General features: G+C 68.0%; 19 protein-coding genes. 8 read left to right on the forward strand and 11 right to left on the reverse strand.

What is annotated here, in order from left to right; translation table 11 throughout:
• Window positions 1-49 precede the first annotated feature (49 nt).
• Window positions 50-559, reverse strand: coding sequence for a peptidylprolyl isomerase (locus LF63_RS10920; RefSeq protein ID WP_043101737.1), 510 nt, complete (start codon window positions 557-559; stop codon window positions 50-52).
• A 57-nt stretch (window positions 560-616) separates the two neighbouring features.
• Window positions 617-2,452: a 3-hydroxybutyrate oligomer hydrolase family protein gene (locus LF63_RS10925; RefSeq protein ID WP_081945190.1), complete on the reverse strand. Its 1,836-nt coding sequence runs from the start codon at window positions 2,450-2,452 to the stop codon at window positions 617-619.
• 112 nt (window positions 2,453-2,564) lie between these two features.
• Between LF63_RS10925 and LF63_RS10930 the strand changes: the two genes are divergently transcribed.
• Together LF63_RS10930 and LF63_RS10935 are read left to right on the forward strand one after the other, a co-directional pair.
• A complete protein-coding gene (locus LF63_RS10930; protein ID WP_043101742.1) occupies window positions 2,565-3,323 on the forward strand; it encodes a 3-hydroxybutyrate dehydrogenase in 759 nt (252 codons plus the stop codon).
• 34 nt (window positions 3,324-3,357) lie between these two features.
• The gene (locus tag LF63_RS10935) at window positions 3,358-4,017 is read left to right on the forward strand and encodes a response regulator transcription factor (RefSeq protein ID WP_043101744.1); all 660 of its coding nucleotides are present in this window, start codon (window positions 3,358-3,360) and stop codon (window positions 4,015-4,017) included.
• 12 nt (window positions 4,018-4,029) lie between these two features.
• Here the strand turns inward: LF63_RS10935 and LF63_RS10940 are convergent, their stop codons facing one another.
• From LF63_RS10940 to LF63_RS10950, 3 genes are all read right to left on the reverse strand, one after another.
• Complete coding sequence (locus LF63_RS10940) at window positions 4,030-7,374, reverse strand: hybrid sensor histidine kinase/response regulator (RefSeq protein ID WP_043101747.1); 3,345 nt, start codon at window positions 7,372-7,374, stop codon at window positions 4,030-4,032.
• A 109-nt stretch (window positions 7,375-7,483) separates the two neighbouring features.
• Window positions 7,484-8,536 carry an extracellular catalytic domain type 2 short-chain-length polyhydroxyalkanoate depolymerase gene (locus LF63_RS10945; RefSeq protein ID WP_052394985.1) on the reverse strand — a complete coding sequence of 351 codons (1,053 nt, stop codon included), beginning with the start codon at window positions 8,534-8,536 and terminating at the stop codon, window positions 7,484-7,486.
• 138 nt (window positions 8,537-8,674) lie between these two features.
• Window positions 8,675-11,008, reverse strand: a complete 2,334-nt coding sequence (locus LF63_RS10950; protein WP_235205310.1) for a TonB-dependent receptor — start codon at window positions 11,006-11,008, stop codon at window positions 8,675-8,677.
• 142 nt (window positions 11,009-11,150) lie between these two features.
• Between LF63_RS10950 and LF63_RS10955 the strand changes: the two genes are divergently transcribed.
• The 6 genes from LF63_RS10955 (at window position 11,151) to LF63_RS10980 (ending at window position 18,871) form a co-directional block, all read left to right on the forward strand.
• Window positions 11,151-12,548 carry a GntP family permease gene (locus tag LF63_RS10955; protein WP_043101749.1) on the forward strand — a complete coding sequence of 466 codons (1,398 nt, stop codon included), beginning with the start codon at window positions 11,151-11,153 and terminating at the stop codon, window positions 12,546-12,548.
• Between the two features lie 330 nt (window positions 12,549-12,878).
• Entirely contained in the window at window positions 12,879-13,580 is a 702-nt protein-coding gene (locus LF63_RS10960) for an alpha/beta fold hydrolase (protein ID WP_043101751.1), read from the forward strand.
• Window positions 13,581-13,755: 175 nt separating this feature from the next.
• Window positions 13,756-15,600 carry a translational GTPase TypA gene (gene typA, locus LF63_RS10965; RefSeq protein WP_043101753.1) on the forward strand — a complete coding sequence of 615 codons (1,845 nt, stop codon included), beginning with the start codon at window positions 13,756-13,758 and terminating at the stop codon, window positions 15,598-15,600.
• A gap of 245 nt (window positions 15,601-15,845) precedes the next feature.
• Window positions 15,846-16,535 (forward strand): Dph6-related ATP pyrophosphatase, encoded by a 690-nt coding sequence (locus tag LF63_RS10970; protein WP_043101755.1) that lies wholly within the window; start codon window positions 15,846-15,848, stop codon window positions 16,533-16,535.
• Window positions 16,536-16,557: 22 nt separating this feature from the next.
• Window positions 16,558-17,031, forward strand: a complete 474-nt coding sequence (locus tag LF63_RS10975) for a mismatch-specific DNA-glycosylase (protein WP_235205311.1) — start codon at window positions 16,558-16,560, stop codon at window positions 17,029-17,031.
• A 91-nt stretch (window positions 17,032-17,122) separates the two neighbouring features.
• Window positions 17,123-18,871: an amidase gene (locus LF63_RS10980; protein ID WP_081945191.1), complete on the forward strand. Its 1,749-nt coding sequence runs from the start codon at window positions 17,123-17,125 to the stop codon at window positions 18,869-18,871.
• Between the two features lie 88 nt (window positions 18,872-18,959).
• On the opposite strand, the gene LF63_RS16305 is transcribed toward LF63_RS10980, so the two are convergent.
• From LF63_RS16305 to LF63_RS11005, 6 genes are all read right to left on the reverse strand, one after another.
• Window positions 18,960-19,373 (reverse strand): hypothetical protein, encoded by a 414-nt coding sequence (locus LF63_RS16305; protein WP_235205312.1) that lies wholly within the window; start codon window positions 19,371-19,373, stop codon window positions 18,960-18,962.
• 18 nt (window positions 19,374-19,391) lie between these two features.
• Window positions 19,392-19,562, reverse strand: a complete 171-nt coding sequence (locus tag LF63_RS16310) for a hypothetical protein (RefSeq protein ID WP_235205313.1) — start codon at window positions 19,560-19,562, stop codon at window positions 19,392-19,394.
• Window positions 19,563-19,768: 206 nt separating this feature from the next.
• Window positions 19,769-21,154: a class II 3-deoxy-7-phosphoheptulonate synthase gene (locus tag LF63_RS10990; RefSeq protein WP_043101758.1), complete on the reverse strand. Its 1,386-nt coding sequence runs from the start codon at window positions 21,152-21,154 to the stop codon at window positions 19,769-19,771.
• Window positions 21,155-21,250: 96 nt separating this feature from the next.
• A complete protein-coding gene (locus LF63_RS10995) occupies window positions 21,251-21,757 on the reverse strand; it encodes a disulfide bond formation protein B (RefSeq protein WP_043101760.1) in 507 nt (168 codons plus the stop codon).
• 161 nt (window positions 21,758-21,918) lie between these two features.
• Window positions 21,919-22,296, reverse strand: a complete 378-nt coding sequence (rplQ, locus tag LF63_RS11000) for a 50S ribosomal protein L17 (RefSeq protein ID WP_043101762.1) — start codon at window positions 22,294-22,296, stop codon at window positions 21,919-21,921.
• 304 nt (window positions 22,297-22,600) lie between these two features.
• A complete protein-coding gene (locus LF63_RS11005; RefSeq protein WP_043101764.1) occupies window positions 22,601-23,599 on the reverse strand; it encodes a DNA-directed RNA polymerase subunit alpha in 999 nt (332 codons plus the stop codon).
• Between the last annotated feature and the right edge of the window lie 20 nt (window positions 23,600-23,619).

Below are 23,619 nucleotides of genomic sequence, written 5' to 3' on the forward strand. Positions count from 1 at the left end.
AAAGGGCGACCCGCGGGCCGCCCTTTTTCATGTCGCGGATTAGCCGCGCTCAGCCGCGCGCGTCGAGCACCGCGCTCCAGTCGGCCACGCGCTCGCTCATCTTGTCCAGCAGCGCGTCGACGTCGCCTTCCAGGGTGACTTTCTCGATGGCGTCGCCCTGCAGCACCGCGTCGACCACGGCCTGATCGCTGCTGTCGACGACTTCGCCGAACACGCTGTGCTTGCCGTCCAGCCACGGCGTCGCGCCGTGGGTGACGAAGAACTGGCTGCCGTTGGTGCCCGGACCGGCGTTGGCCATCGACAGCACGCCCGGCTTGTCGTGACGCAGGCTGGCGTCGAACTCGTCCTCGAAGCGGTAACCCGGACCGCCGCGACCGCTGCCCTCGGGGCAACCGCCCTGGATCATGAAGTCGGGGATCACGCGGTGGAAGTTCAGGCCGTCGTAGAACCCGCGCTTGGCCAGGTTGACGAAATTGGCCGTGGTCAGCGGCGTCTTGTCGTCGTGCAGGCGGATGCGGATCGGGCCGCGGCTGGTGTGCAGGGTGGCGGTGATGCTCATGGGCGGTGTCCGGTCGTGGAGAACGAAACGTCGGATTATACCGCCCTTGCTCGGGACTCAGGGCGACAGGTCCAATCCTTCGCGGGTGAGTGCCTGCGCGCCCCGTGCCTTCGGTTGCGGCGTGGGTGCGTCGGCCAGGGGCTCGCCGCCGACCACGTGACGGTAGAGCGCGTCCATCGCGGCGTAGCCGTACGGCATCAGCGGCACATGCGCCGCGCCGAAGGCCGGCAGGGCCAGGAAGGCGTCGAAATGTTGGGCATGCGGCACCTTCCAGTAACGAGGCGAGCGCCCCTCGGCGCGCAGCCAGCCCACGTACGGCTCGGACGTGAAGGCGGTCGGGATCAGGCCGTCGTCGGCGCCGTGCACGACCGAGATCGGCAGATCCTTGCGCGGCAACTGCGCGGCCAGCGCGTCCACCGAGGCATGCAGGGTCGCGGCATCCGTGTCCTCGCCAGTCCACAGCGCGCGCAGGCAATCCAGTCCGGCCAGCGTCGGGTCCGATGACGCGTCGACCCTGCCGAACAGGCCCACGCCCGCGCCCGGCGGAATGCCCGACGCGTCGGCCCACCAGGCGGCGCGGGTTGCATCGTCCGCCGCGACGGGCTGGCCCTGGGCGTCCATCGCCTCGTAACGGAAGCCGCACGGCATGCGACCGACGCCGCGCCGCAGGTAGGCCGAGGCATAGCCGGCCGCCACGCTGCGCCAGGAGTCGAAGACCGTGGTGCTGGCGGCGGTCGCCAGCACGGCATCGGTCCAGCCCTGCGCATGCAGGTGCGCCAGCGCCTCGGCGGCCTGCCCGGCCGGTGTGTCGGACTGGAGCTCGCCGCGCGCGTGCAGGCTCGCGCAACGCGCCAGCCAGTGCGCCGGCGGCTTGCCTTCGGTGCGCGCCAGTGGCGCGTCGTCGAAACGGGCATCCGTCAACGCGCACGGCATCCACAGCGCCGCTTCGGTGGCGTAGTCGTACAGCGCGCGACCGTGTCCGGCCACGTGCACGTTCGGCTCCATCGCCATCACCGCGTCCAGCAGGCCGTCGTGATCCAGCCCGGCCGCTTGCAGCACCGCGCCGCCGCCGTTGGACAGGCCGGCCGCGATGATGCGCGTGTTCTGCGGTGTGAACGGCGCCTGGTCGGGATAGGCGCGGTCCATCATCGCCAGGCCGAAGCGCGCTGCTTGTAGTACGTCGCGGCCCCAGTCGGCTTCGGGGTTGTCGCCGGAATGCATGTGCTTGACCGCGACACCGGCGCCGGCGTCGTATTCGCGCGGCTCGAATTCCAGCGGCGCATCGCCGGCCCTGGCGCGCGTGCCGTCCAGCGCCACGCCGGTACCGGTGGCGGTGTCGAAATAGCCCGAACCCGTGCCCTTGTCGGTGTAGGCGACGGCGCAGCCGCGCGGCAGACCGAACGCGCCGGCCAGGGAGATCGCGCCGTACACGCCGCGCGAACCCGAGGATGCGGTGACGATCAGGCAACGCGCGTTGGCGTCGAAGGCGTCCGGCGCCTGCAGCAGCACGCGATGCGGGGCATGCGCGCCGGGCACGCGCGCGAACGCCGTGTATTCGCGACCGGGCACGTCCGGCACGCCGCCGTAGGCGCGCCCGTAGCCGCCCAGCGGACCGAGATCGGCGATGCCCTTCCAGCTCGTCTGGATGGCGCGTCGGCGCAATGCCTCGGGCGTGGGTGCGTCGGCATCGGCGAACGGCGTCGGCGCGCCGGCCAGCCCCTTCAGGCCGAGACCGGCCGAAAGCAGGTCGTCGCTGCCGCGATGTTCGGTGACGCGCACCGGTCCGGAGAGAAAGTCGACGGACATGGCGTCCTCGCTGGGAGTCGTCGGCGCCCCGCAGGCCGTCACGGCGGCCACGGCGGCGGTGCAGAGGTAGCGGGCAAACTTCGACATGCTGTCAGCCTAGCCGCAAATCCGTTCCTGACCATGGTACGAAAGTCCACATGCCGGGTCGCCCCCGGAGCGCTAGGCTGGGCGCATCCTGCGCATTGCCCGAGGTAGCTGCATGTCCACCATCCTGATCACCGGCGCCGGCAGCGGCATCGGCGCCGGCCTCGCCACGACGCTGGCGGCCGCCGGCCATCATGTGCTCGCCACCGATCTCGACGCGGAGGCCGCCGGCAAGATCGCGGCGCAGATCCGCGCCGACGGCGGTCGGGCCGACGCCCTGGCGCTGGACGTCAGCCGCGACGACAGCGTCGATACCCTGCTCGCCGCCCTGCCCGCGCCGGTCGACGTGCTGGTCAACAACGCCGGCCTCCAGCACGTGTCGCGGCTGGAAGAATTTCCGATGCCGAAGTGGGACCTGCTGATCCAGGTGATGCTGACCGGCGTCGCCCGCATCACCCGCGCGCTGCTGCCGGGCATGCGCGAACGCGGCCACGGCCGCATCGTCAACATCGGCTCGGTGCATTCGCTGGTGGCCTCGCGCTACAAGAGCGCCTACGTCGCCGCCAAGCACGGCCTGCTCGGCTTCTCCAAGGTGATGGCGCTGGAAACCGCGGACACCGACATCACCATCAATACCGTCTGTCCGGCCTACGTGCATACGCCGCTGGTCGACAAGCAGATCGCCGCGCAGGCGCGCGAGAACGGTCTCAGCGAAGAGCAGGTGGTCAGCGAGATCATGCTCAAGCCGATGCCCAAGGGCGTGTTCATCAGCATCGAGGAGCTGGCCGGGATCACGGCGTTCCTGATGTCGCCGGCTGCGCGCAACATCACCGGGCAGACGCTGGTCGTCGACGGCGGCTGGACCGCGCAGTAGGCTCGGTGTTCGACGTCCGTACCGAATCCCTCGCATGCCGCGCCTGCTGATCGCCGACGACCATCCGCTGTTCCGCGCCGCGCTGCGCCAGGCGGCGCTGCACGCGCTGCCCGACGGCGACATCCACGAAGCGCCCGACTTGCCGACCACGCTCAGCGCGCTGACCGACGAGCCGGACACCGACCTGGTGCTGCTGGACCTGCACATGCCCGGCAGTCGCGGCCTGTCCGGACTGGCGGCGCTGCGCGGCCAGCATCCGGCGGTCGCGGTGCTGGTGGTGTCGGCGCACGACGAACCGCGCGTGATCCGCCGCGCGCTGGACCACGGCGCGTCCGGCTTCATCTCCAAGAGCGCCGATCCCGAGCAGATCGCCAACGCCATCCGCACCGTGCTCGACTGCGGCCAATGGGTGCCGCCGCATCTGAGCGACAGCGTCGCGGCCACCCCCAGCGATCCGTCCGACAGCGAACTCGCCGCGCGCCTGGCGCGCCTGACCGAACAGCAGTACCGCGTGCTCGGCCTGCTCGCCGAGGGGCTGCTCAACAAGCAGATAGCCGACCGCCTGGGCATCCAGGAGCGCACCGTGAAAGCGCACGCGACAGCCATCTTCGAGAAGCTGGAAGTGCGCAACCGCACCCAGGCCGGCGTGCTGCTGCGTTCGCTGGACCTCGCCGATCCGGCGCACGCCGACTAGCGCGCATTCGATTCAGGCGCGCGCACGCCCCTGCGGCTCGGCGGCCGCCATCAGATGCTTGAGTACCTGCCGCAACGCCAGCGGCTTCAGCGGTTTGTAGAGCATCGTCGCGCCCGCCTCCAGCACCTGCTGACGCAGCCCGGGATCGCGGTCGGCGGTCAGCACGATGGCCGGTGTGGCGCCGAAGCGCACGCGCAGCGCCTCAAGCACGTCGAGACCGGTCACGCCGCCATCGAGGTGGTAGTCGAGCAGCAGCAGGTCGGGCGACCATGGCGCCGCCAGCGCCTGCTCCAGCGTACCCGCGCCGTGCACGTTCCAGCCCCACTGGCCCAGCACGGCGCGCATCGCGGTCAGCACGTCCGGCTCGTTGTCGACCACCAGCGCCTTGCCGGCCGGCAGCGATTCGATCGTGGGTCCCGCGCTCGCGCGCGGGGTGACCGGCCCCGGCTCGGCCTGCGGCAACCGCACGCCGAACACGCTGCCGGAGCCGGGCCAGGAACGCAGCGTCAGCCGGTGCCCCAGCAACCCGGCCATGCGTTCGGCGATGGCCAGCCCGAGGCCGAGCCCCTGCCCGCTGGCGGCGCTGCCGCGGCGGAACTCCTGGAAGATCAGGGCCTGCTCGGCGCGCTCGATGCCGGGACCGGTGTCCCACACTTCCAGCGCCAGCTCGCCCTCGCGGCGACGGCAGCCCAGCAGCACCCGGCCGCGGCGCGCGTAGCGCAGCGCGTTGGCGAGGAAGTTCTGCAGCACGCGCCGCAGCAGTTGCGGGTCCGACTGCGCCCACAGCGCCGTGCGCACCACGCGCAGACGAATGCCGCGCTCGGCGGCCAGCGCCTGGAACTCGGCCGCCAGCGGATCGAGCACGTCGGCCAGCGCGAACGGCCGCGGGCGCGCCACCAGGCGCCCGCCTTCCAGCCGCGCGATGTCGAGCAGTCCGGCCAGCAGATGCTCGGTGGCGTCCAGCGCGCCCTGCAGATGCCGCGCGGTGTCGCGGTGCGTTTCGCCCAGACGCTCTTCCAGCGTGTGCGCGAACAGCTGCGCGGCGTGCAGCGGCTGCAGCAGATCGTGGCTGACCGCAGCCAGAAAGTGGGTCTTGGCCTCGTTGGCGCGCTGCGCGGCCTCGCTGGCCTGCGCTAGGGCATGCGTGCGCTCGGCCACGCGCAGTTCCAGCGTCTCGTTGCTGCGTTTCAGTTCGCGCTCGGCGGTGCGGAAGTCGGTGACGTCGGTGAAGGTCGCCACGTAGCCGCCGCCCGGCATCGGGTTGCCACGGATCTCGATGGCGCGGCCGTCGTGCAGATGCCGTTCGGACAGATGCGGCGTGCCGGCGCGCATGTGCGCCAGCCGGCGCTGGCAACGCGCTTCGACCTCGCCCTCGCCGATCAGGCCGGCGGCGATGTTGTGGCGCATCAGCTCGAGCACGGGACGCCCGACTTCGAGCAGGCCGTCGGGATACTCGAACAAATCCGCGTACGGCTGATTCCACGCCACCACGCGCAGCTCCGCATCGACCACGCAGATGCCCTGGCTCATGTTGGCCAGTGCCGCCGATAGCACACGCTGGTTGAAACGCAGGTCCTGCGAAGCCTCGTCGACGATGGCGGCGACCGTGTCCAGATCCTCGCTGCCCTGATGCCGCATCACGTCCAGCAGCAAGCGCGCCGAAGCCGCGCCGATCACCGCCGCCAGTTCGTGCTCGACCGCGGCCACGCGCGGCGGCTCGGCCAGCACGCGGTCGGGCGCATCGCGGAACAGGCGCTCGACGTCGGACGTTGGCAGGAACCGCGCCGACAGCGCGCGCAACTCGTGCAGCGGCACGCCACCGCCCGCGGACGCCGGCCGCGCGCGCCCGAAACGCGACCGCGCTACCAGAAAGATCGCGGCGATATTGGCGAGCAGACTCAGCACCACCGCACGGCCCAGCCCGCTCCATCCGGACAGCCCGAACAGGTGCTGCGGCGCCAGCCATTCGATGCCGAACGGCCCGGCATGCACCCAGCCCGGTTGCGGCGTGAACAGCGCCGGCAGCAGCGCGTACAGCCACACCAGCGTGCCCACCAGCAGGCCCGCGCCGACCGCGCGCGCGCCGAGCTGCGGGCGGTAGATCGCCACCAGCGTCGCCGGCGCCAGTTCGGCCAGCGCCGAGAACGAGATCGCGCCGATGTCGGCCAGCGCGTCGTTGCCGGCCAGCACGCGGCTGTAGCCCCAGGCCAGCAGCACGATGGCGAGGATCGCCAGACGCCGCTGCGTCAGCACCTCGCGGCGCAGATCGCCCTGTTCGCCGCGGCCCCAGCCCGCGCGCACCAGCAGCGGCGCGACGAAGTGGTTGGCCACCATCAGACTCAGCGCCAGCGTCGCCACCACCACCATGCTGGTCGCCGCGCTCAGGCCGCCCAAAAAGGCCAGCAGCGCCAGCCCGTTCTGCTGCTGCGCCAGCGGCAGCGCCAGCACGTACAGGTCCGACGACACGCCGGCCGGCCCCAGCCAGGCGTCGCCCAGCCGCGCCAGCGGCAGGATCGGCGCGGCGATCAGGCACAGGTACAGCGGAAACAACCAGCGTGCCGTGTTCACGTGACGCGCATCGCGGCACTCGACCACGCCGGCATGGAACTGGTGCGGCAGCGTGAACATGGCCAGCGCGCCGAGCAGGATCAAGGCCGGGAACCCGTTGGTGTCGTGCGGCACCGTCGTCTGCGCCGGCGGCAGCGTCGGCAGGCCGTGCATCGGCATCAGCAGCATCGCGCCCAGCGCCAGCATCGCGCCGAGCTTGAACAACGACTCGAAGGCCATCGCCAGCACCAGGCCGCGGTTGTGCTCGGTGGCGGCGGCGCGGCGGGTGCCGAACAGCATCGCGAACAGCGCCATGATCAGCGCCACGTAGAGCGCACTGTCCTGCCACGGCGGCATGCCCTCGTAGCGGTCGCGGCTGAGCACGCCGTAGCTCATCGCCACCGCCTTCAGCTGCAGCGCAATGTAGGGCACGATGCCGATCAGCATCACCGCCGTGACCAGCGCGGCCAGTCCCGAGTGCCGGCCCAGCCGCGCGGCGATGAGGTCGGCCAGCGAACCGGCGTTGTAGTCGCGCGCCAGTCGCACCAGGCGCATCAGCACCGCGGCGCCGAAGGCGTACAGCAGGATCGCGCCGACGAAGGTCGGCGGCAGCCACCAGCCGGATCGGCTGGCCTGCGTCACCGTGCCGTAGAAGGTCCAGGAGGTGCAGTGGATCGCCAGCGACAGCGCGTAGACGATGGCCCAGCGGTTCTGCAACACGCGCGGATGGCGCTCGCCGTACAGCGCGACGCCGAACAGCAGCCCGAGCCAGACCAGACCGGCGGCGATGATGACGCCGGAACTCAGCATGGCCGGATTGTCCGCTCGCTTGCGCGTTGCATGAGGTCCCCCGGCCGCCGCTCGCTCAGATCGCGACGACAGCCTGACGCCCGAGCATAACCAAACGCGCCGGCGCGGCCTACGGCTGTTTCAGATCGACGCGCGCCTGCGGCACGCCGAGCGCGGCCAGCGCCCGCAGCAACCACTGCTGCTGCACGCCCTCGCGGGTGTCGTAGTGCGCGCCCGAGTAACCCCACCAGTCCCAGCAGGCTTGCGGATTGAGCGGCGCGAAGCTGGCGCGCGTCTGCGGATACAGCACGGCCACGTGATACGCGTCGGCCCAGCGATTGAAACCGGCCTCGCGCACGAAGGCTTCGCCGACCGACTCCACGTTCTGCTTGCAGCCGTGGAAGACCACCAGCACGCCGCAGGCCGCGCCGTCCATGCAGGCTTTCGGCACGTAGGCGTAGCCGGTGTCGGCCAGGAACGCGTCGCGCCCGTCCGGACGCAGCCGGTTCTGGTCGAAGCTGCGCAACTCGCCCGTTGCGGCCTTCGCCGGCATCGGCGCCGGTCCGTACAGCTGTTTGAAGATCGCGCCGGCGGCGTCGAAACCGCAGTGTCCAAGGTACGGCGCGACCGACGTGCGGCAGTCGTCGCCGGACGCCGCCACCGGCAGGTTGTGGCCGAAATCGCGATCGCCGTCCCAGGTCACCTGCATCGACGCCAGCGCCGGCATCTTCGCCCGCAGCGTGTCGTAGAACGTCGCGGCCGCCTGACTGACGTTCGCGGCCACGCGCGTGTCGTCCTTGCCGTGCAGCACGTAGACGCGCGAACGCGCCAACGCGTCCAGCGGGCCGAGACGACCGGCCGCCGAGGCCTCGCGCGCCTGCGTCACCAGGGCGTCGACGTCGGGCGCCGGCGTGCCCTTCATGCAGGTGCCGAGCGCCGTCGTCAGCTGTCCGCCGGCGCAGCCCCAGGGGCCGCCGGCCACCAGCGCGGCGCCGGAGAAGATGTCCGGCCAGGCCAGATGCGATTGCGTGGCCATGTACGCGCCGGCGGAGAGTCCGGCCACCTCGACGCGCGCCGGATCGACCTTCAACGAGGGCAATCGGTCCTCGGGCGCACGCACGCAGGCGGCAAGCAACAGCGGCAGGCACAGCGCCCAGGCGGCGCGAATCGTCATGGAAGTCATCTGAACATATCCTGCAGTGCGCCGGATGGTGGTCACGCGTGAAGTCTACGCAGCCTGCGGGCGCTCGGCCGATCCTTGCCGAGCGCCCGCTGCGGACGTTTTCCGGGGAGAGACCGTGAAACGTCCGCGCGCTTGGCCTCAGAAGTTGTAGCGCGCGCTGAGGTACCAGTTGCGCGGCATCGCGTAGTAGGCGGTCTGGATGTTGCCGACGCTGGAGAATTCCTGCGCGTCGGTCTTGTAGACCTTGTCGCCCAGGTTGCGCACGCCGGCGCGCCACTGCCAGTTGCCGTCCGCCGAGTCGTACACGCCGAACAGGCCGGTCACCGTGTAGGCCTTTTGCATCAGGCCCGGACGGTTGTCGACGCTGAGCCAGGTGTCGCTGCGATAGGAGGCGTCGGCGCCGAAGGTCAGCGCGGCGCCGCTGGACAGGCCGAAGGTCTGCGTCACCGCCACCCGCGCGGTGAATTTCGGCGAGAACGGCACATGCTTGTGCAGGTCCGGGTCGTACAGCGGATCGCTCGGGTTGAGGCGGTGGTCGTCGAACTTCTCGTACTTGGCGTCCATCCAGGCCAGCTGCGTGGACAGCCGCGTGCCGTCGCCGACCAGCGCGGTGCCCTCGAATTCCAGACCCTGGATGCGCAGCTTGGCGGCGTTGAGCACCGGGAAGTCGAAGCTCGGCGTCAGCGAGCCGGGGTTGACCACGTCGGACACGCGCGCCTGGAAGTCGCTGTAGTTGGAACGATAGGCCGCCAGGTTGCCCTGCAGACGGTTGTCCGCCGAGCGCATCTTCAGACCCATTTCGTAGGTCCACACGTACTCCGGATTGAACACCGGATCGGCCGCTTCGTTGGGATCGTTGGCACGGCCGTTGAAGCCGCCCGACTTGAAGCCGCGGTTGGCCGAGATGTAGCCCATCACCTGCGGAGTGAACTGCTTCTGCAGGCTGAGCGACGGCGTGACCGCGCTCCACGACTTGCTGGCGTGATCGATCACCGCCTGCGGATCCGCGCTGAAGGCCTGCAGCGGCGCGCCGAAGAAGGCGCTGGTGGTGCGCCAGTAGTGCTTGGTTTCCTTGGTGTAGCGCACGCCCGCGGCCAGCGTCCAGGTCGGCGCGAAGGTCCAGTTCACGTGCGCGAAACCGGCGTAGCTCTTGTTCTGCAGATCGTCGTCGATGGTGCGCAGGAAGTCGATCGGCAGCCCGCCGAAACGGATGAAGTCGTTGGCGTAGGCTTCCTGGTGCGACGGCACTTTCTCGTCCAGGTAGTACAGGCCGTAGACCGCTTCCAGGTTGTCGCCGTTGTTGTACTGCAGCTGCAGTTCCTGGCTGAACTGCTTCTGGTGGAAGTCGACCAGCACGTCGCCGAGCTGGAACTGCGAGGCGTCGATGTCGATGTACGAATGGCTGTCGAGCTTGCGGTAGGCGGTGATGCTCTTCAGGTTCCAGTCGCCGGACAACTTCCAGTTCATGTGCAGCGCCGCGCCCTTGTGTTCGAGCTTCTGTCCCTTGCCCGGACCGAACGACGTCTGCGAGTGGAAGTCGTACTTGCCGCCCGGCGGCGTGTACAGCAGCACCGGACCCAGCAGCAGATCGGTGGCGTACAGCGGCGCGGTCGGCTGGCCCAGGGTCAGTGCGGTGTCCTGCTTGGTGTAATCCAGCGCCAGGGTCGCGTCGAAGCTTTCGCTCGGCGCCCAGCGCAACTTGCCGCGCACCGCCTTGGTGTCGTCGTTGTTGTACTTGCGTCCGGTGGTCGGGTCGGTGACGAAGCCGTCGCTCTTGGTGTAGATGCCGGCCAGACTGCCCGCCAGCGTGTCGCTGAGCGGACCGGTGAAGTAGAACTGCCCCTGCCGGCGACCGAAGCTGCCGACCTTCACCTCGACCGAACCGCCCGGCGTCTGGCTGGGCTGCTTGGTGATGATCTTGATCGCGCCGCCGGTGGAATTCTTGCCGTATAGCGTGCCCTGCGGTCCGCGCAAAACCTCGACGTGATCGACGTCGAACAGGTCGAACAACGCGCCCTGGATGCGCGAGTAGTACACGTCGTCGACGTACATGCCGACGCCCGGATCGAAGGTCTGCAAGGCATCCGGCTGACCGATGCCGCGGATGAACACGTTCACCGACGACGACGAACCGCGCCCCTGCACGATGTTCAGGCCCGGCACCGCGCCCTGCAGGCCGTCGATGTTGTTGGCCTGCAGATCCTTGAGGTCGTCCGCGCTGAAAGCGCTGACCGCGACCGGCACCTTCTCCAGATTCTCGCTGCGGCGGCGCGCGGTGACCGTGACGGTCTGCAACTCGGTGGCCTCGGCGCGCTTCTTCTGCGCTTCGGTCTCGGGCTTGCCCTGCGCGCCGGCGGGCGCGTTCTGCATCACCGGCGCGGCATCGCGCGCGACGGACGGCTGCGCGGCCTGCACGCACAGCGGCGTGCCGAAGGCGGCGGCGATGGCCACACAAAGGATCTGACGTTTCATGTTTTCCCCCGCAAGAATGTCTCTAGGACAGCGTGCAACGAGGCTATCGGCAAGCCCCTGGCGTCACACTTGTACTTTGGTCCAGTGGGACGCACGGCAGCGCATGCCGATACTCGGAACCTCCACGAGTGGGGGAAAACGCATGAGTTTCGTGATCGTGCTGGCAGCGCTGGCCTTCCTGATGTTCGCGGCCTATCGCGGGCACAGCGTGATCCTGTTCGCGCCGATCGCCGCGCTGGGCGCGGTGCTGCTGACCGATCCGTCGCTGGTCGCGCCGATGTTCACCGGCCTGTTCATGGCCAAGATGGTCGGCTTCCTGAAACTCTACTTCCCCGTGTTCATGCTCGGCGCGGTGTTCGGCAAGCTGATCGAGCTGTCGGGTTTCTCCAAATCCATCGTCGCCGCCACCATCGGCCTGCTCGGCCGCGGCCGCGCGATGCTGTCGATCGTGCTGGTGTGCGCGCTGCTGACCTACGGCGGCGTGTCGCTGTTCGTGGTGGTGTTCGCGGTGTACCCGTTCGCGGCCGAACTGTTCCGCCAGTCCGACATTCCCAAGCGCCTGATCCCCGGCACCATCGCGCTGGGCGCGTTCACCTTCACCATGGATTCGCTGCCGGGCACGCCGCAGATCCAGAACATCATTCCGACCAGCTTCTTCGGCACCACCGCCTGGGCTGCGCCATGGCTGGGCACGCTGGGAGGCGTGTTCATCCTCGTCGTCGGCATGAGCTACCTGGAATGGCGTCGCCGCAAGGCCGCGCGCGCCGGCGAAGGCTACGGCGAGAACCTGGTCAACGAGCCGGCCCCGTTCCAAGGCGGCAAGCTGGCCAACCCGGTCATCGCCGTCCTGCCGCTGGTGCTGGTGGGCGTGACCAACAAGGTATTCACCGACATGATCCCGCGGCTGTACGGCGAGTCCACGTCGTTCGCGCCCGCCGTGGTCGGCAAGGCCGAACCGGTGGTGCAGCAGGTGTCGCGCGTGGCCGGCATCTGGGCCGTGGAAGGCGCGCTGCTGGTCGGCATTCTGTGCGTGCTCGCGTTCGCCTGGCGGCCGGTGAAGCAGCGCTTCGCCGACGGCAGCAAGGCCGCGGTCGGCGGCGCGCTGCTGGCGTCGATGAACACCGCCTCCGAATACGGCTTCGGCGCGGTGATCGCCGCCCTGCCCGGCTTCCGCGTGGTCGCCGACGCGCTACACGCGATTCCCAACCCGCTGGTCAACGAAGCCGTGACCGTGACCGCCCTGGCCGGTGTCACCGGCTCGGCCTCGGGCGGCATGAGCATCGCGCTCGGCGCGATGGCCGACACCTTCGTCGCCAACGCGCATGCCGCGGGCATTCCGCTGGAGGTCTTCCACCGCGTCGCGGCGATGGCTTCCGGCGGCATGGACACGCTGCCGCACAACGGCGCGGTCATCACCCTGCTGGCGGTCACCGGCCTGACCCATCGTCAGTCCTACAAGGACATCTTCGCCATCACCGTCATCAAGACGCTGGCCGTGTTCGTGGTGATCGCCCTGTACTACCTGACCGGGCTGGTCTAGACCCGTGCACGGCGGCGCGCAGCGAAACGAAAAGGCGGCGATACCCGCGACGTGCCGGGCCGACGCATCGCACTCCGACGCGTGGCGCGACGGAGTCGCACGGAATACGGCACGAGGACGCGATCCATCGCCCGCGCATCAGGGAGGCGCACAGCCTCCGTGACGCTCGTGCCGGAGCCGGTCGCACGTCCACAGGAAACCGCAGGCACGCGGGCACGGACAGGGATCGCAAGGCTGCGCGCACCGGTTCCGGCGCACCACATGCACGGCTGTATCGACCCCGCATCGGGGGACGCGGGGACATCTCGGCAACGCAAGGGAGGAACCATCATGCACGTCAAACGCCTGATCCTGGGCCTCGCGGCCCTGCTTCTGCTGGCTCCGCTGGGGGTGCTGCACGCGGCCTGCCACGACAACGTGGTGCTGGTGCACGGCAACACCGGATCGCCCTCGGACTTCGACAACACCCGCCAGGAACTGCTGTCGCGCGGCTACAGCGCCTCGCAGATCTTCACGCCGAACTGGGGCAGCAAGACCTGCGCCGCCTGCAACGACCACAACGGATCGGAGGAGACGCCGGTCGCCAACGCCATCGTCGACGCCATCGCCGCCTCGTGCACCGGCAAGATCGACGTCATCGGTCACTCGATGGGTGCGACGCTGGCCGCGCACGAGATCGTCAAGCTGGGCGCGCGTCCCTACGTCGACACCTTCGTCGGCATCGCCGGTGCCTTCCGCGGTCTGTGGTCGTGCGGCATGTATCCGTACAACGTGTGGAACGCCACCTGCGGTTCGTGGGGGCTGTCGGTCAACAGTCCGTTCCTCAACGATCTGTACGGCCGACGCTTCGGCGACAAGGTCTACTCGATCAAGTCGTGGTCCGACGAGATCAACTGCTCCACCGGCACCTGCCTGGTCTACGGCGTGCACACCTCGTCGATCTGGGGCGAGGACGGCAGCCTGACCTATCCCTACGGCCACTATGGCCTGCTCTGGTACACCGCGGCCGATCAGGTCAACCTGATCCAGTGAAGCTTGCGGACACGGTCGTTGCAACGGCGGCCGTGTCCCGACCGGTCATTCGCGCCCAACGACGACGCCCCGCCGGAAGGCTGCCGTTCATATCGCTTCGGCTAATTTTCCCGTATAATCGCGCGCTTCACTCCACCACAGAGGCGGCGCGACCTACAGGTCGGGCCGGTTTCGCATGTCCATCGAGAAGCTCCGCAACATTGCCATCGTCGCCCACGTCGACCACGGCAAGACCACCCTCGTCGATCAGCTGCTGAAGCAGTCGAACACGCTTTCCGAACGCGAGGTGATTCCGGATCGCGTGATGGACTCGAACGACCTGGAAAAGGAGCGTGGCATCACCATCCTGGCCAAGAACACGGCCATCCGCTGGACCGACCCCAAGGGCGAGACCTGGCGCATCAACATCGTCGACACCCCGGGCCACGCCGACTTCGGCGGCGAGGTCGAGCGCGTGCTGTCGATGGTCGATTCCGTGGTGGTGCTGGTCGACGCGTTCGACGGCCCGATGCCGCAGACCCGTTTCGTCACCCAGAAGGCCTTCGAGATGGGCTTCAAGCCCATCGTCGTCATCAACAAGGTCGACCGTCCCGGCGCGCGTCCGGACTGGGTGCTCAACGCCACCTTCGATCTGTTCGACCGCCTCGGCGCGAGCGACGAGCAATTGGACTTCCCGATCGTCTACGCCTCGGGCCTGCAGGGCTACGCCGGCATGGACGAGAGCGTGCGCGAAGGCGACATGACGCCGCTGTTCCAGACCATCGTCAACAAGGTCTCGGCGCCGGACGTGGATCCGGACGGCCCGTTCCAGATGCGCGTCAGCCAGCTCGACTACAACAGCTACGTCGGCGTGATCGGCATCGGCCGCGTGCAGCGCGGCACCGTGCGCACCAACATGCCGGTGTCCGTCATCGACCGCGAGGGCAAAAAGCGCCAGGGCAAGGTGCTGCAGGTGCTCGGCTTCATGGGCCTGGAGCGCAATGAAGTGCCCGAGGCGCGCGCCGGCGACATCATCGCCATTTCCGGCATCGAGAACCTGGGCATCTCCGACACCGTCTGCGCGATCGACGCGCCCGAGGCGCTGCCGGTGCTGACCGTGGACGAGCCGACCATCTCCATGACCTTCCAGGTCAACAACTCGCCGTTCGCCGGTAAGAAGGACGTCAGCGGCGGCAAGTTCATCACCAGCCGCCAGATCCGCGACCGTCTGATCCGCGAGACACTGCACAACGTCGCGCTGAAGGTCGAAGACACGGACGATCCGGACAAGTTCAAGGTCTCCGGCCGCGGCGAGCTGCACCTGTCGATCCTGATCGAGACCATGCGCCGCGAAGGCTACGAGCTGGGCGTGTCGCGTCCCGAGGTCATCATCAAGGAAATCGACGGCGTGATGCAGGAGCCGTACGAACAGCTCGTGGTCGACCTGGAAGAGCAGTACCAGGGCGGCGTGATGGAGCGCCTGGGTCTGCGCAAGGGCCTGCTGAAGAACATGGAGCCGGACGGTCGCGGTCGCGTGCGTCTAGAATACATGATCCCGGCGCGCGGCCTGATCGGTTTCCAGACCGAATTCAAGACGCTGACCGCCGGCACCGGCCTGCTGTTCCACGTGTTCGACCACTACGGCCCGAAGTCGGAAGGCGCGATCGGCAAGCGCCAGAACGGCGTGCTGATCTCCAACGGCACCGGTCCGGCCCCGGCTTATGCGCTGTACGGTCTGCAGGACCGCGGCCGCATGATGATCGACGCCGGCGTGGAGATCTACGAAGGCCAGCTGGTCGGCATCCACTCCAAGGACAACGACCTCACCGTCAACGCCCTGCGCGCCAAGCAGCTGACCAACGTCCGCGCCTCCGGCAAGGACGACGCGCTGACCCTGACGCCGCCGGTGCGCATGTCGCTGGAGCAGGCGCTGGAGTTCATCGACGATGACGAGCTGGTCGAGGTCACGCCGAAGGAAATCCGTCTGCGCAAGAAACATCTGACCGAAAGCGACCGCAAGCGCGCCTCGCGCGCCGCCTGACGCAACGCCAGCATCGGCGAAGAGCCTCCAAAGTCATCATCCCGGCGAAAGCCGGGACCCAGCGACTTCACGAGGCGCCGATGAGATGCGAGATCCCGGCATCCGCCGGGATGACGGCCGATGATGTGTCCAAGCTGCGGTAGGTACGCGATATTTCTCGTGTGCCACCGCACGACATGTGACGTCACGCCCAGAGGATCGCGCAGCCATCGCCAAGCCATGGCCTAGGCCTTAGACTGGCTGGCATGACCAAACCCGCTCCCGTACTGCTGGCATGGAGCGGCGGCAAGGACTGTCTGATGGCGCTCGAAGCCCTTCGCGCCGATCCGTCATGGCAGCCCGTCGCCCTGCTCACCACCGTCACCCGCACCTTCGACCGCATCGCCATGCACGGCATCCGCCGCGACGTGCTGGAACGTCAGGCGCAGGCGCTCGAACTGCCGCTGCTGACCGCCGAAATCGATTGGCCCAGCAGCAACGACGCCTACGAAAAGGCGCATGCCGCAGCGCTGCAAGCGGCCGCCGCGCGCTGGCCCGGCCTGCGGCACTGCGCGTACGGCGATCTGTTCCTCGAAGATGTACGCGCCTACCGCGAGCAGCAGCTGGCGCGAATGAGCTGGGAAGGCGTGTTTCCACTCTGGAAGATGGACACCGCTCGAGTGGCCCGCCACTTCGTGCAGACCGGACATCGCGCCATGCTGGTCTGCGTCGATACCACCCAGCTCGACGCCTCGTTCTGCGGACGCGCCTTCGACGACGCGTTGCTGGACGCGCTGCCGGAGGGTGTCGATCCCTGCGGCGAAAACGGCGAATTCCACACCCTCGCGTTCGCCGGCCCGGCCTTCCGCGCACCGATCGCGCTGCAACGCGGCGAATCCGTGCTGCGCGACGAACGCTTCCAGTACACCGACTTCCTGCTCGACGATGGCGACTGAGTCCGCGCCGATTCTCCCCGACATGCTGCAGCCCGGCCTGCGCCTGGTGTTCTGCGGCACCGCACCGAGCCGCCGCTCGGCCAGCGAGGCCGCGTACTACGCCCATCCCGGCAACGCCTTCTGGCGCACGCTGCACGAAGTGGGCATCACGCCACGTCGCTTCGCGCCGGCGGAGTTCCCGCAGTTGCTCGCGCTGGGCGTCGGGCTGACCGACCTTTCCAAGCACCACTCCGGCAATGACAACCAACTGCCGCGCGACGCCTTCGATCTGGATGCCTTCGAGGCGCGCATCCGGCGGCATGCACCCGAAGCGATTGCCTTCACCAGCAAGAATGCGGCGCGTGCCTGGCTGCGTCATGCGGTGGACTACGGTTGGCAGGACGAACGGCTCGGCGACACGCGCCTGTTCGTGCTGCCTTCGCCGTCCGGACAGGCCCGCTCGGCCTGGCGCATCGAGCCCTGGCAGGCCGTGTCCGACTGGCTGCACACCCGCTAGACGCGTCCGGCGATCGACGACGACCGGCTGCGGGCGAACGCGGTAACATGCATGGCAGCCTTCGTGCTCCATGACCTCAGGGGAATTGTTGATGAAGATCTGGACCGTACCGGGATGGGCGCTGTTGTCCGGAATCGCCGCCGCCGCGAGTGCATCGCCGCCAGCGACGCCGCCGGCCGCGCCCGTCGTGCCCAACATCTACGCGTCCATTCCGACGCTGCAGAAGCGCATGGACCAGGGCCAGCTCAGCGCCGAGGATCTGGCGCGCGCCTTCATCATGCGCATTGCAGCCAAGGACCAGTCCGGCCCCAACGTCAATTCGGTGCTGGAGATCAATCCCGACGCACTCGAAATCGCCCGCCAGCGCGACGAGCAGCGTGCCAGCGCACCGACGTCGCACCCGCCGCTGCTCGGCATTCCGGTGCTGCTCAAGGACAACATCGACACCGGCGATCGCATGCAGACCACCGCCGGTTCGCTGGCGCTGGTCGGCCCGCCCGCGCCCCGCGACGCCACCGTCGCACTGAAGCTGCGCGCGGCGGGGATGGTGCTGTTGGGCAAGACCAACCTCAGCGAATGGGCCAATTTCCGCTCGACGCATGCCTCCAGCGGCTGGAGCGGTCGTGGCGGCCTGACGCGCAATCCGTACGTGCTCAATCGCAGCGCCTGCGGCTCCAGTTCGGGTTCGGCCGCCGCCGTGGCGGCCGGCTTCGTCACGGTCGCCATCGGCACCGAGACGGACGGTTCCGTGATCTGCCCGTCGGCGGCCAACGGCATCGTCGGCATCAAGCCCACGGTCGGGCTGGTCAGCCGCGCCGGCATCATTCCGATCAGCCACAGCCAGGACACCGCCGGACCGATGGCGCGCACCGTCGGCGACGCCGCGCGCCTGCTCACCGCGATGGCCGGCAGCGATCCACAGGACCCGGCCACCCGCGAAGCGGATCTGCACGCCACCGACTACACCCGCTTCCTCGATCCGCAGGGACTGCGCGGCAAGCGCATCGGCGTGGTGCGCGCACTGACCGGCTACAGCCCGGCCACCGACCGCATCCTGGATCAGTCCATCGCGGCCATGCGCGCCGCCGGCGCCATCGTCATCGACCCGGTGAAACTGCCGCACCTGAACGAATTCGGCGATGCCGAATTCACCGTGCTGCTGTACGAGTTCAAGCACGATCTCAATGCCTATCTGGCCACGCGGCCGCGCCTGAAGGTGCATTCGCTGGCCGACCTCATCGCCTACAACAAGGCGCACGCGGACACCGAGATGCCCTGGTTTGGACAGGAACTGTTCCTGAAAGCCGAATCCATGGGACCGTTGACCGACAAGGCCTATCTCGACGCCCGGCAGAAGGCGCACCGTCTAGCCGGGCCGGAAGGCATCGACGCCGCCCTCGCCGCGCAGCACCTGGACGCACTGGTGGCGCCAGCCCAGGGGCCGGCGTGGGTGACCGATCTGGTCAACGGCGACAACGACGGCGGCAACGGCTACGGCACGGCCGCCGTGGCCGGTTATCCATCGATCACCGTACCCGCCGGCTTCGTGCATGGCCTGCCGGTCGGCGTGGTGTTCTTCGCCGGCAAGTGGAGCGAACCGACGCTGATCCGCATCGCCTACGGCTTCGAGCAGCACACGCACGCACGCCGTCGTCCGCATTTCTTCCCGACGGTGCTGGAAGAGACGCCGCAAGCGGATGCACCAGCGGAAAACGCGACCGCTCCCGCGGCAGCCTCGGTAGCGACGCCGTCGAGCACACCCGTACCGGCAGCCTCAAGTGCGCCGGTACCCGCGGCAAGCGTTCCAGCGCCTGCCACCACGGTGCCAACCTCTGGCTAGACCGTACCGATGTAGAGCATCGGTACGAGTACGGCCGGGAACGCTATCGTGACCCGTACGCCCGCGACCAGCCACGCATACCGTCGAGCTAGGCGGAGTGCGGTCGCAGGCTGTTCACCGGACGAGCGGAACGCCACGTTGAACAGCCTCGCGGTGCCCCGGACGACAAGGCCACGACCGCAACCAGCGTGATCGCGATGCCGAGCGGATTGAAGAGACTGACCACCACCGCGACCAGGCCACCGACGCCGTACACCGTCATCGCCGCGCGTTTGCGCATCGCCAGCGCAGTCCCCTGCGTGCCGAGCATGTCGTCGAGCTGCGTATCGATACGCCGTGTGACCGCAATGTAGGCGAACAGACCGACGCCCGCCAACCGCATGCGCCGCGGCATCGCTCCCATCCCGCCGCGCACACTCGGCGTCCAGTCGCCAAGGCCGAACACGCCCGAGACCGCCAGTAACCAGCGGCGACCATGCCCTTCACGGTGAACACGATCCACAGCGCCAGGCGCGCTAAATCACCCTGCACGCAGCGCCAGCCCTGGTACGCTGAACGCCGTGACCACGTCCATCGCAGTGCCGGCCAGCGCGATCAGGCGGCCGTCCCACCCCATCGCCGCCGGACATGCCACGTAGTAGGCGCCCAAGGCCGTCGGCACATGACCCGCTGACGACGCAGGCCAGCGCATGTCCTCCGAACTCGTGGATCATGGTCAGCAGCGGCGGGCGTATCAGCACGAGCCCGATCAGGCTCGTCGTGTCGGTGGGCGCGATCATGGGTTGCACGCACGTTCGGCATGGGGCCGCCTCCGCCCCCTAGCGTGCTCGCTGCAGTCGTCGTCGACACATGCTCGCATGTGACCTCAAGCGCATGACAGGCTCATACGCATCGAGATCAGACGCTGATGCGACCGCCCGATTTGCGCACGATCAGCATCGCCAGCTCCAGCGACTGCTCGTAGTTCAGACGCGGATCGACGGTCGACTTGTAGGCACGCGACAGATCCGCCTCGACCAGCCCACGCGCGCCGCCGATGCACTCGGTCACGTCTTCGCCCGTCAATTCCAGATGCACGCCGCCCAGGCGCGTGCCGGCAGCGGCATGCGCATCGAACGCCTGCTCCAACTCGCCGGCCACGTTGGCGAAACGGCGCGTCTTGTAGCCGTTGGATGTGCTCTCGGTGTTGCCGTGCATGGGATCGCACACCCACAGCACGCGCCGCCCACTGGCGCGCACCGCCTCCAGCAGCGGCGGCAGCTTGTCGGCGACCTTGTCCGCCCCCATGCGATGGATCAGCGTCATGCGGCCGGGTTCGTCGTCGGGATTGAGCACATCCAGCAGGCGCAGCAGATGATCGCGTTGCATGGTCGGACCGACCTTGATCGCGACCGGATTGCGAATGCCGCGGAAATACTCCACGTGCGCGCCGTCCAGCGCCGCCGTGCGCATGCCGATCCAGGGGAAGTGCGTACCCAGGTTGAACCAACCCCACTGCCGCGGCACACGGCGCGTCTGGGCCTGCTCGTAGTGCAGCAGCAGCGCCTCGTGCGAGGTGAAAAAATCCACGCGCGAGAAGCTTTCCAGCGCCTCACCCGCGAGCGTCTCCATGAAGCGCAGCGAGTCGCTGATGCCATCGACCATTTGCCGGTATTCGCTGGCCAGCGGTGAATGGTCGACCCACGCCAGGTCCCAGTATTCGGGATGATGCAGATCCGCGAAGCCGCCGTCGATCAGCGCGCGCGTGAAGTTCATCGTCATCGCCGAATGCGAATGGGCACGCAGCAGGCGATGCGGGTCGGCGCGACGCGCTTCCGGCGTGAAGGCCGGCGCATTGATGATGTCGCCGCGGTAGCTCGGCAGCGTGATGTCGTCGCGGGTCTCGGTGTCGGCCGAACGCGGCTTCGCGTACTGCCCGGCAAAACGACCGACGCGCAGCACCGGCAGACGCATGCCGTGCACCAGCACCAGGCTCATCTGCAGCAGCACCTTCAAGCGGTTGGTGATGACCCGGTTGTTGCAGTCGGCAAAGCTTTCCGCGCAATCGCCGCCCTGCAGCACGAAGCGCCGGCCTTCCTGCGCCTCGGCGACCAGGCGCTTGAGCGTCAGCACCTCCCACGAGGTGACCAGTGGCGGACGCTCGCTAAGCTCCCCGAGCGCGGCACCGAGCGCCGCCTGATCCTCGTAATGCGGCTGCTGGATGGCTTCGCGTGCCTGCCAGGAATCCGGCGCCCAGTTCTCGGGTTCACGGATGGGCTGGACGGGACGATCGCTTACATTCATGGCACGGGCACGGCGGTTCATGGAAACAGGATAGGCATTATCCCGCATCCAGGGAAATGCCGTGCGGGCATGAGCGCATGTCCGGCGGATGAAGTCTCAGCGGCGGCGGCGCGCGGCGAACAGCGCACCGGCACCCAGCAGCACGAACCAGATCAGCGACCACAGCGGCATCGGCAGACCGAGGATGTTTTCGACCTTGGCGCACTCGCCCGAACCGCTGAGCACCATCTTCAGCACACCGAGCAGGCCGCCGTGCGCGTCGCGCGTATCCAACAAGTAACCCAGCGGCGCACCGCAGCTGGGCACGGCGCCCGGCGGCAGCGACTGAATCCACAGGTGTCGCGCCGCGATGGCTACGCCAGTGGCGGCCGCCAACAGCGCCAGCAGTGCGTAGACCCAGCGTCCATGGCCCTTGGGCGCATGCAGACCACCGACCAGGAACACCATGCCAAGCGCGATGAAGGCCACGCGCTGCAGAATGCACAGCGGACACGGATCCATCAGCAGCACGTACTGCGCATACAGGGCGAAGCCGATCAGCGCGGCGCAGATCAGGAAGCCGACGAGATAGAAGGTGCGGAAAGACCAACGCAGTGGATTCATGGGGCATCGCTTCGACGAATGAACCGCAAAGGTACCCATTCCCTTTGCGCTTGTCAGCACGCAGACCCATGCGCGCGTCGCAGAAACCGTCGGCGCCGAAAGCGAAAGACCCCGGCAGCGCAGGCTGCCGGGGTCTTTCAGCAAATCAGGAACCGGAAAACTTATTCGGCTTCCGGGGCACCCGGACGATCCACCAGCTCGACGTACGCCATCGGCGCATTGTCGCCGTCGCGGTTGCCGCACTTCAGGATGCGCAGGTAGCCGCCCGGACGCTCGCTGTAGCGCGGGCCCAGATCGGTGAACAGCTTGCCGACCGCTTCCTTGTCGCGCAGACGCGCGAAGGCGAGGCGGCGGTTGGCGACGCCGTCGGTCTTGGCCAGGGTGATCAACGGCTCGGCGACGCGGCGCAGTTCCTTGGCCTTCGGCAGCGTGGTGCGGATCAGCTCGTTCTTGATCAGCGACGCCGCCATGTTGCGGAACATCGCCTGACGGTGACTGCTGGTCCGATTGAATTTACGACCGGATTTCATGTGACGCATGATGGAATTCTCTTCGTTTGTCGTTATGGGAAGCCGGCTCTTGTGTCCGACACCCGCGGTTGCCCGCTGTGAGCCCTATCAGATCGGGGCCTTAGAGAAACACGGTCCGAAGACCGCTTGCGTCCGAAAATGCCAAAAGAACGACGCTTTTCGAACAGTGCGGCCATGGATGGCCACTTTTGGTGCTTCGGCCAGAGCGTAATGAACGCTCCGGCCGAATTCTTCACTACTAGGGCGATCAGGGAAGATCGCACAAGTAAACACTTAAGGACTGCAATTCACCGCAGGTCCGAGCGGAGCCTTATCAGCCCAGCTGCATCCCGTGCACCAGACCCGGCGGCGGCCAGTTCTCGAGCTTCATGCCCAGCGCCAGACCGCGCGCACCCAGCACGTCCTTGATCTCGGTCAGAGACTTCTTGCCAAGGTTCGGGGTCTTCAGCAGCTCGACCTCGGTCTTCTGCACCAGATCGCCGATGTAGTAGATGCTCTCGGCCTTCAGGCAGTTGGCCGAACGCACGGTCAGCTCCAGATCGTCGATCGGACGCAGCAGCAGCGGGTCGAACCCGGCCTGCTCGGCTTCGCCCTCGTCGCTCTCGCGCTGCGAGAAGTCGCCGAAGATCGACAGCTGGTCATTGAGGATCTCGGCCGCCTTGCGCACCGCTTCCTCGGCGTCGATGGTGCCGTTGGTCTCGATGTCCAGGATCAGCTTGTCCAGGTTGGTACGCTGCTCCACGCGGGCCGCGTCGACCTCGTAGGCCACGCGACGCACCGGCGCGAAGGACGCGTCCAGCTGCAGACGGCCGATCGGCTGGCTCTCGTCGTCCGGATTCTGACGCGCACTGACCGGCTGGTAACCCAGCCCCTTGCGGACCTTCAGGCGCATGTTCAGCGCGATGTCCTTGGTCAGATGGCAAATCACATGGTCCGGATTGACGATTTCCACGGTGTGATCAACGGTGATGTCGCCCGCGGTGACCACGCCCTTGCCCTTCTTGGACAGGGTCAACACGACCTCATCGCCGCTGTGCTGGCGAATCGCGACGTCCTTCAGGTTCAGCAGGACTTCGATCACGTCCTCCTGCAGACCTTCCAGCGTGGTGTATTCGTGCAGGACGTCGTCGATCTCGACCTCGACGATCGCCGAACCCGGGATGGAGGAGAGCAGCACGCGACGCAGGGCATTGCCCAGAGTGTGGCCGAAGCCACGCTCCAGCGGCTCGACCACCACCTTGGAGTGGTTGGGGCCGAGCTGCTCGACATTCAGGCCGCGCGGCCGCAGCACGCTTGTAGACGAAACTGCCATGTACGGCTCCGGTAATTGGT

This window comes from Oleiagrimonas soli (assembly GCF_000761445.1).
Taxonomy (GTDB): Bacteria; Pseudomonadota; Gammaproteobacteria; order Xanthomonadales; family Rhodanobacteraceae; genus Oleiagrimonas; species Oleiagrimonas soli.

Bases quoted from the DNA above. Each gene is read 5' to 3' on its own strand.
- LF63_RS10940 (WP_043101747.1), bottom strand. From the start codon at position 7,374: ATGCTGAGTTCCGGCGTCATCATCGCCGCCGGTCTGGTCTGGCTCGGG.
- LF63_RS10975 (WP_235205311.1), top strand. From the start codon at position 16,558: ATGCTGCAGCCCGGCCTGCGCCTGGTGTTCTGCGGCACCGCACCGAGC.
- LF63_RS10945 (WP_052394985.1), bottom strand. From the start codon at position 8,536: ATGACTTCCATGACGATTCGCGCCGCCTGGGCGCTGTGCCTGCCGCTG.
- LF63_RS10950 (WP_235205310.1), bottom strand. From the start codon at position 11,008: ATGAAACGTCAGATCCTTTGTGTGGCCATCGCCGCCGCCTTCGGCACG.
- typA (WP_043101753.1), top strand. From the start codon at position 13,756: ATGTCCATCGAGAAGCTCCGCAACATTGCCATCGTCGCCCACGTCGAC.
- LF63_RS10955 (WP_043101749.1), top strand. From the start codon at position 11,151: ATGAGTTTCGTGATCGTGCTGGCAGCGCTGGCCTTCCTGATGTTCGCG.
- LF63_RS10960 (WP_043101751.1), top strand. From the start codon at position 12,879: ATGCACGTCAAACGCCTGATCCTGGGCCTCGCGGCCCTGCTTCTGCTG.
- LF63_RS10980 (WP_081945191.1), top strand. From the start codon at position 17,123: ATGAAGATCTGGACCGTACCGGGATGGGCGCTGTTGTCCGGAATCGCC.
- LF63_RS10935 (WP_043101744.1), top strand. From the start codon at position 3,358: ATGCCGCGCCTGCTGATCGCCGACGACCATCCGCTGTTCCGCGCCGCG.
- LF63_RS10925 (WP_081945190.1), bottom strand. From the start codon at position 2,452: ATGTCGAAGTTTGCCCGCTACCTCTGCACCGCCGCCGTGGCCGCCGTG.
- LF63_RS10970 (WP_043101755.1), top strand. From the start codon at position 15,846: ATGACCAAACCCGCTCCCGTACTGCTGGCATGGAGCGGCGGCAAGGAC.
- LF63_RS10990 (WP_043101758.1), bottom strand. From the start codon at position 21,154: ATGAATGTAAGCGATCGTCCCGTCCAGCCCATCCGTGAACCCGAGAAC.
- rplQ (WP_043101762.1), bottom strand. From the start codon at position 22,296: ATGCGTCACATGAAATCCGGTCGTAAATTCAATCGGACCAGCAGTCAC.
- LF63_RS10995 (WP_043101760.1), bottom strand. From the start codon at position 21,757: ATGAATCCACTGCGTTGGTCTTTCCGCACCTTCTATCTCGTCGGCTTC.
- LF63_RS10920 (WP_043101737.1), bottom strand. From the start codon at position 559: ATGAGCATCACCGCCACCCTGCACACCAGCCGCGGCCCGATCCGCATC.
- LF63_RS10930 (WP_043101742.1), top strand. From the start codon at position 2,565: ATGTCCACCATCCTGATCACCGGCGCCGGCAGCGGCATCGGCGCCGGC.
- LF63_RS16310 (WP_235205313.1), bottom strand. From the start codon at position 19,562: ATGCGCTGGCCTGCGTCGTCAGCGGGTCATGTGCCGACGGCCTTGGGC.
- LF63_RS11005 (WP_043101764.1), bottom strand. From the start codon at position 23,599: ATGGCAGTTTCGTCTACAAGCGTGCTGCGGCCGCGCGGCCTGAATGTC.